The organism is Pseudomonas sp. UBA6315 (genome assembly GCF_002438125.1).
Lineage (GTDB): Bacteria > Pseudomonadota > Gammaproteobacteria > Pseudomonadales > Pseudomonadaceae > Aquipseudomonas > Aquipseudomonas faucium.
In genome coordinates, this window is sequence record NZ_DJTF01000027.1 from 45,261 (window position 1) to 56,205 (window position 10,945).

The 10,945-nt window shown below is 65.3% G+C and carries 13 protein-coding genes; 10 read left to right on the top strand and 3 right to left on the bottom strand.

Annotated elements, in window-relative coordinates; genetic code table 11:
- Window positions 1–1,342, bottom strand: a 1,342-nt coding sequence (locus B3E94_RS02840) for a PLP-dependent aminotransferase family protein (RefSeq protein WP_286912244.1), incomplete at its 3' end; no start/stop codon positions are given.
- Window positions 1,343–1,433: 91 nt separating this feature from the next.
- On the opposite strand from B3E94_RS02840, the gene B3E94_RS02845 reads away from it, so the two are divergent.
- From B3E94_RS02845 to B3E94_RS02880, 8 genes are all read left to right on the top strand, one after another.
- Entirely contained in the window at window positions 1,434–2,399 is a 966-nt protein-coding gene (locus B3E94_RS02845) for a threonine dehydratase (RefSeq protein ID WP_286912245.1), read from the top strand.
- Window positions 2,400–2,446: 47 nt separating this feature from the next.
- Complete coding sequence (locus B3E94_RS02850; protein WP_286912246.1) at window positions 2,447–2,701, top strand: type II toxin-antitoxin system HicA family toxin; 255 nt, start codon at window positions 2,447–2,449, stop codon at window positions 2,699–2,701.
- Complete coding sequence (locus B3E94_RS02855; protein ID WP_176517826.1) at window positions 2,698–3,030, top strand: type II toxin-antitoxin system HicB family antitoxin; 333 nt, start codon at window positions 2,698–2,700, stop codon at window positions 3,028–3,030. Before B3E94_RS02850 ends, B3E94_RS02855 begins: the two co-directional genes overlap by 4 nt.
- A 77-nt stretch (window positions 3,031–3,107) precedes the next feature.
- Window positions 3,108–3,752, top strand: coding sequence for a LysE family translocator (locus tag B3E94_RS02860; protein WP_176517825.1), 645 nt, complete (start codon window positions 3,108–3,110; stop codon window positions 3,750–3,752).
- Window positions 3,753–3,886: 134 nt separating this feature from the next.
- Window positions 3,887–4,312: a YybH family protein gene (locus B3E94_RS02865; protein WP_176517824.1), complete on the top strand. Its 426-nt coding sequence runs from the start codon at window positions 3,887–3,889 to the stop codon at window positions 4,310–4,312.
- Between the two features lie 44 nt (window positions 4,313–4,356).
- A complete protein-coding gene (locus B3E94_RS02870; RefSeq protein WP_176517823.1) occupies window positions 4,357–4,701 on the top strand; it encodes a YciI family protein in 345 nt (114 codons plus the stop codon).
- Between the two features lie 21 nt (window positions 4,702–4,722).
- Window positions 4,723–5,208: an SRPBCC family protein gene (locus B3E94_RS02875; RefSeq protein ID WP_236237624.1), complete on the top strand. Its 486-nt coding sequence runs from the start codon at window positions 4,723–4,725 to the stop codon at window positions 5,206–5,208.
- Window positions 5,208–6,446: an RNA polymerase sigma factor gene (locus B3E94_RS02880; protein WP_286912248.1), complete on the top strand. Its 1,239-nt coding sequence runs from the start codon at window positions 5,208–5,210 to the stop codon at window positions 6,444–6,446. Before B3E94_RS02875 ends, B3E94_RS02880 begins: the two co-directional genes overlap by 1 nt.
- A 101-nt stretch (window positions 6,447–6,547) precedes the next feature.
- Here the strand turns inward: B3E94_RS02880 and B3E94_RS02885 are convergent, their stop codons facing one another.
- Window positions 6,548–7,018, bottom strand: coding sequence for a MaoC family dehydratase (locus B3E94_RS02885; protein ID WP_176517820.1), 471 nt, complete (start codon window positions 7,016–7,018; stop codon window positions 6,548–6,550).
- Between the two features lie 33 nt (window positions 7,019–7,051).
- The gene (locus B3E94_RS02890) at window positions 7,052–7,996 is read right to left on the bottom strand and encodes an alpha/beta hydrolase (RefSeq protein WP_286912249.1); all 945 of its coding nucleotides are present in this window, start codon (window positions 7,994–7,996) and stop codon (window positions 7,052–7,054) included.
- Window positions 7,997–8,203: 207 nt separating this feature from the next.
- Here B3E94_RS02890 and fadD2 point away from each other — a divergent pair, with 207 nt between their 5' ends.
- Window positions 8,204–9,892, top strand: coding sequence for a long-chain-fatty-acid--CoA ligase FadD2 (gene fadD2 / locus B3E94_RS02895; protein WP_236237621.1), 1,689 nt, complete (start codon window positions 8,204–8,206; stop codon window positions 9,890–9,892).
- Between the two features lie 361 nt (window positions 9,893–10,253).
- On the top strand, window positions 10,254–10,945 hold a 692-nt coding region (locus B3E94_RS02900; RefSeq protein ID WP_286912251.1), incomplete at its 3' end, for an AMP-binding protein.

Below are 10,945 nucleotides of genomic sequence, written 5' to 3' on the forward strand. Positions count from 1 at the left end.
GCCCTGCCAATACCTGCCGCACCACCTCCAACCCCCGCTTCAACCCCGCCCGGCTCTGCGCCGCCGACAGGCTGATGCGCACCGCCTGCACCTCGCTGGCACCAATGGCGAACACACTCGCCGGCACCACCTCCACCCCCTGCGCCCGGCACTGCGCCACGACCCTGTCAGCCCCCCGCGCCGCCGCCACCCACACATGCGGCGAAGGTTCGCTGGCGTTCTGCAGCGCCTCGCCCAACAGGCTGCGCGCCAGGCGCCAGCGCACGGCGACTTCCTCGCGCTGCCAGGCCAGGCGCCGCGCCGCAGTGCCGTCCTCGATCCACTGGCAAGCGAGCTGCAGGTTCAACGGCGACACCGGCCAATGGCTGGCCCCGGCGTGCGGGTCGACCTGCTCCAGCAGGCCAGGGCTGGCCACGATCCAGCCCAGGCGCAACCCCGCAGCCACTGTCTTGGACAGGCTGCTGATCAGCATGCCGCGCTCGCCCAGCAGCGGATACAGCGGCGCGTGCTCGCTGAGCGCGCCGTACACATCGTCCTCGATCACCAGCAGCCCCAGGCGCCGTGCCACCTCGGCGATGGCCTGGCGGCGTGCCTCGCCCATGCAGGCGCCGGTAGGGTTGTGCAGGGCAGGGGTGGTCACCAGCACCCGCGCGCCGCTGGCCCGCGCTACCCGGTCCAGCTCCTGCGGCAGCAGGCCCTGGGCATCGAGCGCCACACCATGTACCGGCAGGCGCAGTTGCCGGCAGGCGGCCTTGATGCCGGGCGCGGTCAAGGCTTCGAGCAGCACCGGCTCGCCGGCCTGGCAAAACGACTGCAGCAGCAGGGTCAGGGCGTGCTGGGCGCCGCCGCAGAGCAGCAGCTGTTCCGCCGACAGCGCCAGCCCGCGGTTGCTCAGCCAGCGCGCGCCCTGCAGGCGGCCCAGCAGCAGTTGCTGCGGGCCCAGGTAATGGTCGAGCAGGTGCGTCTGGCCCTGGGCGAGCAAGGCCTGCAGGCTTGCCTCGAGGTCCTGGTTGGCGGGGTCGGCCACCGGCACGTTGGTCGACAGGTCGATCAGCGCGCCCAGGCTGTCGTGCCGCTTCAGGCGAAACAGCGTGGCTTCGCGGCTGCCGGCCAGCACATAGGTGCCGCGCCCCACCTCGCCCGCCACCAGGTGCCGGGCCGCTGCCTCGCGGTAGGCCTGCTGGGTGGTGCTGGGGTTGAGCCCAAGCTTCCAGGCCAGGCGGCGCTGGGGCGGCAGGCGCTCGCCGACCCTCAGCGCGCCCGTTTCGATGGCGCTGGCGATGGCGTCGACCAGCGCCAGGTAGCGCGGCCGGCCGTCGTCGGCCAGTTCTGGCATCCACATGAAATTGCTACCCATGCAATATAAGGATTTACCCATACAATGCCTGGCGCCTAGGATCGGTTCAACCTCGTACCGATAAAGGATGACCGCCATGTTCGACCTTGCCGCCCTGCGTGAAGCCGCTGCATTCGTTCACCAGCACGTGCCTGCTACGCCACAATACCGCTGGCCCCTGCTGGCCGATCGGCTGGGGTGCGAGGTGTGGGTCAAGCACGAGAACCATGCGCCCACCGGCGCGTTCAAGGTGCGAGGCGGCCTGGTCTACGTGCGCTCGCTGTTGGCCGCGGGCAAGCCGCCCCTTGGCCTGGTCACCGCCACCCGTGGCAACCACGGCCAGAGCATGGCCCTGGCCGCGCGCCAGGCGGGTGTGCCGCTGGTGATCGTGGTGCCCGAAGGCAACTCGAAAGAAAAGAACGCCGCCATGCGCGCACTCGGGGCCGAGTTGGTGGAGTACGGCGTGGATTTCGATGTGGCCCGCGAGGAAGCTGCGCGGCTGGCGGAGGAGCGCGGCTATGCCATGGTGCCCTCGTTCCACCCGGAACTGGTGCGGGGTGTGGCCACCTATGCCCTGGAGCTGTTCGAAGCCGTGCAAGACCTTGATTGCGTCTATGTGCCGATCGGCATGGGCTCGGGCATCTGCGGGCTGATCCAGGCGCGCAACCTGCTGGGGCTGAACACCGAGATCGTGGGCGTAGTCTCCAGCGCAGCCGATGCCTACGCGCAGAGTTTCGAGCAAGGGCGCATCGTCACCACCCGCACCGCCGAGACCTTCGCCGATGGCATGGCCTGCCGGGTGCCGCACCCCGATGCCTTCGCCCTGGTTCGCCAGCATGCGGCGCGGATCGTGCGGGTTACCGACGGCGAGGTCGCCGAGGCCATGCGCCAGTACCACGAGGCGACCCATAACACCGCCGAAGGGGCGGGGGCTGCAGCGCTGGCGGCGTTGATGCAAGAGCGCGAGCGGCAACAGGGCAAGCGGGTGGCGGTGGTGCTGAGCGGGGCCAATGTGGACCGTGCGCGTTATGCGCAGGTGCTGGCGGGAGATGAAAAATCCTGAATGGATATTATGGAAAGGGTGCTATCTTATTTTGATAGCATCTTTCCATGAACACTCGATACCGAAAGATCCTCGATGCGATCCATCGGACGCCCACCACGACGTCACTGGCCTTTTCCGAGGTTGAAGCGCTCATCGTTCATCTCGGAGGGCAAGTGCACGAGCGGCAAGGCTCAAGGGTCAAGCTGACGCTTGGCGGGCAGTGCTGGAGGTGCCATCGCCCTCATCCAGGCAAGGAAGCCAAGCGGTATCAGATCGAAGAGGCCCGCGAATTCTTGCAGCGGGCAGGAGTCAGCTTATGAGTTGCATGCGCTACAAGGGTTATGCCGCCCGTATCGAATACGATGACCGTGACGACATTTTCGTAGGCCGGGTGCTCGGCATGCGCGACATCATCAGTTTTCACGCAAGCTCTGTGCCCCAGTTGCATGAGGCTTTCCACCAGGCGCTGGAGGACTACCTGGCTGACTGCGCCGAGCAGGGCATCACCCCTGAAAAGCCCGCATCAGGCAAGGTCATGCTGCGTATCCGTCCGGAAGTGCATGCGGCCGCCAGCATCGCCGCGCGTGCTGCTGGCAAAAGCCTGAATCAGTGGGCGGACGAGGTGTTCGAGCAGGCCGCCTTCGCCTGACCGAACACCTCGCTTCCCATGCAATGTTCACTCGTGGCAGGCTCTACCGCGCGTCATTGGCCAGCCACGAGTACTCAATGCCTTTCTCCAACGGTTTTCTCCTCAGCCTGTCGTTGTGCCTCGATATTGGTATCGCCAACATCGCCATGATTACCCTGGCCATGCAGCGCGGCTTCCTCCAGGGCTTCTGGCTCGGCCTGGGCACCTGCGTCGGTGACCTGGTCTACGCCATCGCGGCGCTGGCCGGCATGACCGTGCTGCTGCAGTTCGAGAGCGTGCGCTGGACCTTGTGGCTGGGCGGCTCGGCGTTGCTGGTCTGGTTCGCGATCAAGATGCTGCTGGCGGCCTGGCGGGGTGGGCACATGCAGGCACGTGCCGAGGTGGTGGTGGAGTCGGGTTGGCGCGAGTTCTTGCGGGGCATCTTCCTGGCGATGTCATCGCCCAGCGCCATCTTGTGGTTCGCTGCGGTGGGTGGGGTTTTGATATCCCGCTCTGGCGGCGGCAGTTTGCTGGATGCGGGGTTGTTTCTGGGCGGCTTCTTCGCCGCCGGGCTGGTCTGGTGCATGAGCTTGTGCGGCATTGCCAGCCACGGCGGGCGTTTGCTGGGCGAGCGCTTGCTGACCTGGTCGTATCTCTTGTCAGCGGCCATTTTCTGCTACTTCGCGGTGTACGTGATCGTTTCGGGCTACCGTGAATTCATCCTCGCCAGCCCAGTGGTGTAGGCAGGCAGGTGGCGGTGCGCTGATCACCGCCCATCGACCGGCGATGCTCCCCTGTCGATTTCCCGACCCTGCGTTCGACCAGTGGTGAAGGCGGCGCGAACGCCACTGCCGCTCACCATTTCGGAGAGAACCCGATGAACGCCCAAGCCGAAAGCGAAATCCGCCAACTGATCGAGCGCTGGATGCAGGCCGTGCGCGATCGCGACATCCCGGCCATCGTCGCCCCCTATGCCGACGACATCGTCGCCTTCGATGCCATCCAGGCGCTGCAATTCAAGGGCAAGGCCGTGTACCAGGCGCATTGGGAAATGTGCATGAACCTGTGCACCGGCCCCATGGTGTTCGAACAGGCCGAGCTCACCGTTCACGCCGAGGGCGACCTGGCCCTGGCTCACTGGCTCAACCGTTGCGGCCCGTCGGACGACGAAAGCCAGTGCGGCTTCATGCGCGCCACCGTGGGCTATCGCAAGTCAGGCGGGCAGTGGCAGGTGATCCACGAACACTGGTCGGCACCATTCGACATGCAAACGCAGAAAGCACTGTTCGATCTCAAGCCCTGATCCGCTATCGCCAAACGCACTTTGCCAATGCCCTGGAGACGACCATGAAATACCTGTGCCTGGTCTATTGTGACGAAGGGCTGCTGCACAGCCTGCCCGACAGCCCGGAAGACGCCGAGTGCATGGCCTACGCCGAAAGCCTGCAGGGCTCCGGGCGCATGCTCGCAGCCGAGGCGCTCAAGCCCGTGCAGACCGCCACCACGGTGCGCCTGCGCGCCGGGCACATGAGCCTGACCGACGGCCCGTTCGCCGAAACCAAGGAACAACTGGCCGGCTTTTACCTGGTCGATGCCCGCGACCTCAACGAGGCCATCAACATCGCCAAGGGCATCCCCGCCGCACGGGTCGGCAGCGTTGAAGTGAGGCCAGTGCGCGACCTGCAACCCTGACAGCCACGGAGAACCACCAGCATGAGCCTCGCCCAACCTGCGCAAGCGCAGCACGAATTGTCCATCAGCCGCCTGATCGATGCCCCGCCCGCCAAGGTGTTCCGCGCCTGGACCGAGCCCGAATGGCTGATGCAGTGGTGGGGGCCGCACGGCATGACCACCCCGCAATGCGAGATGCAGCTGTGGGTCGGTGGCCTGTTCCGGACCTTGATGCGCGCGCCGGATGGCACCGAATACCCGACCCAGGGCGTGTTCCTGGAAATTGCGGCGCCGCGCCGGCTGGTGTTCACCGACGCCTTTGGCCCAGGTTGGGTGCCCTCGGACAAAGCCTTCATGACGGCGGTCATCACCTTTGACGAGGAGCACGGCAAAACCCGCTACACCGCCCGTGCCTGGCACTGGAACGCCGCTGACAGCCGTGCCCACGAGGAAATGGGCTTCCACCAGGGCTGGGGAGAAAGCCTGGACCGCCTGGTGGAGGTGGTGACCCAGCGGATGCCGGACTGATGGTGCAGGAGCGAGCGGTGCGCGCCGAAGTCGAGGCGGTGTACCGGCGCGACTCGCGGCGCATCCTGGCGACGCTGATCCGCTTGCTGGGCGATTTCGACCTGGCCGAGGAGGCAATGCACGATGCCTTTTTCATCGCGGTGGAGCGCTGGCAGCGCGATGGTATCCCGGCCAACCCGCGTGCCTGGCTGGTGTCGACCGGCCGCTTCAAGGCCATCGATGCCCTGCGCCGGCGCGCCCGTTTCGACCGCTCCCAGGCAGACCTGATCATGCTCATCGAAGGCCAGCAACCCGATTCCAGCGAGGAAGAACTGCTCGCCGATGACCGCCTGCGGCTGATCTTCACCTGCTGCCACCCGGCCCTGGCCGCCGATGCCCAGGTGCCTCTGACCCTGCGCGAGGTGTGCGACCTGACCACCGAGCAGATCGCCCGGGCGTTCCTGCAGAGCCCGGCGACCATCGCCCAGCGCATCGTGCGCGCCAAGGCCAAGATCCGCGATGCGCGCATTCCTTACCAGGTGCCGGAAATGCACGAGCTGGCGCAACGCCTGGAGAGCGTGCTGCGGGTGATCTACCTGGTGTTCAACGAGGGCTATTCGGCGTCGTCCGGAGAACAGGTGCTGCAGCAGGCGCTGAGCGACGAGGCGATTCGCCTGGGGCGTTTGCTGGTGCAGCTGTTGCCCGACCCGGAAGCCGTCGGCCTGCTGGCGCTGATGCTGTTGCAGGCATCGCGACAGCGGGCGCGCAGCGATGCCCAAGGCAACCTGGTGCTGCTCGACCAGCAGGACCGCAGCCTGTGGGACCACGAGCAGATCAGCGAAGGTTGCGAGCTGGTGCGCTTGGCGCTGGGCAGTCGGGCGTTCGGTGCCTACACCGTGCAGGCGGCGATCGCTGCAGTGCATGCCGAGGCCCAGAGCGCAGAGGCGACGGACTGGGCCGAGATCGTCGGGCTGTACGATGTGCTGCAGCGGCACTGGCCTTCACCGGTGGTGGCGCTCAACCGGGCGGTGGCGCTGGCCAAGCGGGATGGCCCACGGGCGGGGCTGCGGGAAGTGGAGGCGATTCTGCAGGCTGGGGAGCTGAGCGACTATCACCTGGCGCATGCGGCGCGGGCCGAGCTGCATCAGCAGCTGGGCAATGTCGAGCAGGCGCGGGCGGCCTGGCGGCGGGCGCTGGAGTTGACCCGGCAGGGGCCCGAGCGGCGGCATATCGAGCAGCGCTTGCAGGCGCTGGAGTGAGGTGGCAGTCACGGCCCTAGCGCCGGCAAGCCGGCTCCCACAGCTACACCACTGAAATTGGCGACTGTGGTCTCTCTGTGGGGGCGGGCAGACTGAAGCAATCAGCTAGCGACGAAGTTCGGCGGCGACACCAGTTCGACGGTCTGCTGCTTGCGCGGCGCCAGGATCTCGGCCTCGCCCTCGACTACCAGCTCATCGTTCTGGTTGTACACGTTGGTGGCGATGCGCACCTTGAACTTGGGCAGCTTCTCGAGGATTTCCAGGCGCACGGTCAGGGTGTCACCGATTTTCACCGGCTTCTGGAAGCTCATCTTCTGGCCCAGGTAGATGGTGCCAGGGCCAGGCAGGGTGCAGGCCACTGCGGCGCTGATCAGCGCGCCGCTGAACATGCCATGGGCAATGCGCTCGCGGAACATGCTCTTGGCCGCGAACTCGGCGTCCAGGTGCACCGGGTTGTGGTCACCGGACATGGCGGCGAACAGCTGGATGTCGCGCTCTTGCACGGACTTTTCGTAACTGGCCGTCTGGCCCACTTCAAGAGCTTCGTAAGGCGTGTTGGTGACCTGGGTCATTGGCGTTTCCTTGGTGGACGGACGAGGCCGCTATCATTCACTGCGGGCAGGGCGGCCAAGGGCCAGCGCCTGCTCCAGCCAGGCGAGGATATCGGCGGTGACCTCGTCTCGGTTGAGTTCATTGAGCACTTCGTGCCGCGCCTGAGGATAGACGCGCAGCTGTACATGTCGATTGCCCGTCGCGCGCAGGGCGTCGGCCAGATGGGTGAGACGCTTGCCGGCACTCACCGGATCACATTCGCCGCCCATCACCAGCAATGGCAGGTTCGGGTCGATCTGCGCCAGGTTGCGGGGCTGGCTGATCTGCGCCAGGCCCTGGAGCAGGTCCAGCCACAGCTGGTTGCTGCAGCGAAAGCCGCACAAGGGGTCGGCAACGTACAAATCGACCTCGGCCGGGTCGCGGCTGAGCCAGTCGAACGCCGTGCGGTTGGGCTTGAAGGCTTTGTTGAAGGAGCCGAACGACAGCCAGTCGATCAGCGCGCTCTTGCCGGTGGGGCCCTGGCGCCAGGCCTCCAGGCGGGCGATCAGGCGCGCCGCGCGGTACAGCGCCGGCGGCTGCAGGTTCGAGCCGCTGAGGATGGCCCCGTGCACGCTGCCACTGTGGTGCATCAGGTAGGCCTGGGCGATGTAGCTGCCCATGCTGTGGCCGAACAGGATCAGCGGGGTGCAGGGAAACTGCTGGCCGATGTGCTGGGCCAGCAGGCCGAGGTCGTTGACCACGGCATTCCAGCCATGATGCCGGGCGAATAGGCCGAGGCTGCCCAGCTCGGCGGTGCGCCCGTGGCCGCGCAGGTCGGCGGCCACCAGCGCGTAGCCGGCGTCGCTCAAGGCATGCCCCAGGCGCTGGTAGCGCCCGGCGTGCTCGGCCATGCCGTGCGCCAGCACCACCACGGCTTTCACCGGCGTGGCCGGCAGCCATTGGTGTACGTACAGGCTGCAGTGCTCGCTGGCAGGCAGCCAGAAGGCGTCGTGGGGCATGGCGATTCCTTTGCGCAGGGGTACCCGCACAGTGTATGCGCAACCCCATCGATTGCAGGAAGGGCACAAATAAGATTCACAATGTTAATGGCGGCACTTGGCGTATATGCCACCTTGGGCTTACCTGCTAACGTCGGTTGAACGCCTTTTGCCTTCAGGCAAACAGGAAAAGGGAACATGCAGGTCAAGGCAGAGGAACAACAATAAATGCAAGCCGACTTCTGGAATGACAAGCGCCCGGCGGGCGTACCTTCCACCATCGACATCCATGCGTACACCTCGGTGGTCGAGGTGTTCGAGCGCTCCTGCAAGCGCTTCGCCGATCGCCCGGCATTCAGCAACCTGGGTGTGACCCTGACCTACGCCGAGCTCGAGCGCTACTCCGCGGCCTTCGCCGCCTGGCTGCAGCAGCACACCGACCTGGTGCCGGGCGACCGCATCGCGGTGCAGATGCCCAACGTCCTGCAGTACCCGATCGCAGTGTTCGGCGCCTTGCGTGCCGGGCTGGTCGTGGTCAACACCAACCCGCTGTACACCGAGCGCGAGATGCGCCACCAGTTCAAGGATGCCGGCGCCCGCGCGCTGGTGTACCTGAACATGTTCGGCAAGCGCGTGCAGGAGGTGCTGCCCGATACCGGCATCGAGTACCTGATCGAGGCCAAGATGGGCGACCTGCTGCCGGCGGCCAAGGGTTGGCTGGTCAATACCGTGGTCGACAAGGTGAAGAAGATGGTCCCGGCCTACGCCTTGCCGCAGGCGGTGTCCTTCAAGCAGGTGCTGCGCCAGGGCCGCGGCCAGGCGCACAAGCCGGTGCCGCTGAACCTCGACGACATCGCCGTGCTGCAATACACCGGCGGCACCACCGGCCTGGCCAAGGGGGCCATGCTCAGCCACGGCAACTTGGTGGCGAACATGCTCCAGGTGCTGGCCTGCTTCTCCCAGCACGGCCCGGACGGGCAGAAGCTGATCAAGGACGGCCAGGAGGTGATGATCGCGCCGCTGCCGCTGTACCACATCTATGCCTTTACCGCGAACTGCATGTGCATGATGGTCACCGGCAACCACAACGTGCTGATCACCAACCCGCGCGATATCCCAGGCTTCATCAAGGAGCTGGGCAAATGGCGCTTCTCGGCCTTGCTTGGGTTGAACACCCTTTTCGTTGCCCTGATGGATCACCCAGGGTTCCGCCAGCTGGACTTCTCCGCGCTCAAGGTCACCAACTCCGGTGGCACCGCGCTGGTCAAGGCCACCGCCGAACGCTGGGAAAGCCTCACCGGTTGCCGCATCGTCGAAGGCTACGGCCTGACCGAGACTTCGCCGGTGGCCAGCACCAACCCCTATGGCAAGCTGGCTCGCCTGGGCACGGTCGGTATTCCGGTGGCGGGCACCGCGTTCAAGGTGATCGATGACGAGGGCAACGAGTTGGCGTTGGGCGAGCGCGGCGAGTTGTGCATCCAGGGCCCGCAGGTGATGAAGGGGTACTGGAAGCAGCCCGAGGCCACGGCCCAGTCGCTGGATGCCGAAGGCTGGTTCAAGACTGGCGACATCGCGGTGATCGACCCGGACGGCTTCACCCGCATCGTCGACCGCAAGAAGGACATGATCATCGTGTCGGGCTTCAACGTGTACCCCAACGAGATCGAGGACGTGATCATGGGCCACCCGCAGGTGGCCAACTGCGCGGCCATCGGTGTGCCCGACGAGCGTTCCGGCGAGGCGGTGAAGCTGTTCGTGGTGGCGCGTGAGGGAGGGCTCGACGTGGACGAGCTCAAGGCCTACTGCAAGGCCAACTTCACCGGGTACAAGGTGCCCAAGCACATTGTGCTGCGCGAGTCGTTGCCGATGACGCCGGTGGGCAAGATTCTGCGGCGCGAGTTGCGCGACATTGCTTGATTGAGCAGTGGCTTCTTCGCGGGGCAAGCCCGCTCCCACAGGTACCCCACAAGGCTTGAAGGTTGTGGGTTGACCCTGTGGGAGCGGGCTTGCCCCGCGAATGCGTTCAACCGCTCTAACAGGCCTGTTCAGGCCGGTTTTGCGACATTTTGGCTAAATACTCTAAAAATGACTTGTATCGTTCATTGAGTCATTTTTGTGACCGTTAGGCCCTGTTTGGCCCCTAGGCGACCCCAAACAAAGCTGTTACTCTCGGCCCGCTTTCAGATGTTTCGGTTTGCAATGAACCGCCATCACATATCAATAATAAACGCATCGACGCGTGAATCGAACTTCGCTGTTGCTGAAGGAGTGGGCTTCCATGATCGAACATTTTTGGAAGGATAAATACCCAGCCGGGATTACGGCGGAAATCAATCCTGACGAATTCCCCAATATCCAGGCGGTACTCAAGCAATCCTGCCAACGCTTTGCCGACAAACCGGCCTTTAGCAACCTGGGCAAGACCATCACCTACGGCGAGTTGTATGCGCTGTCCGGCGCCTTCGCGGCCTGGCTGCAGCAGCACACCGACCTCAAGCCGGGTGATCGCATTGCCGTGCAACTGCCCAATGTCCTGCAGTACCCGGTAGCGGTCTTCGGCGCCATGCGCGCCGGCTTGATCGTGGTCAACACCAACCCGCTGTACACCACGCGGGAGATGGAGCACCAGTTCAACGACTCCGGCGCCAAGGCCCTGGTGTGCCTGGCCAACATGGCCCACCTGGCCGAAAAAGTGGTGCCCAAGACCCAGGTCAAGCACGTCATCGTCACCGAAGTGGCCGACCTGTTGCCGCCGATCAAGCGCCTGCTGATCAACAGCGTCATCAAATACGTGAAGAAGATGGTACCGGCCTACAACCTGCCGCGTGCCGTGCGTTTCAACGACACCCTGGCGCTGGGCAAGGGCCAGCCGGTCAGTGAAGCCAACCCGCAGCCCAACGACGTGGCGGTGTTGCAATACACCGGCGGTACCACCGGCGTGGCCAAGGGCGCGATGCTGACCCACCGCAA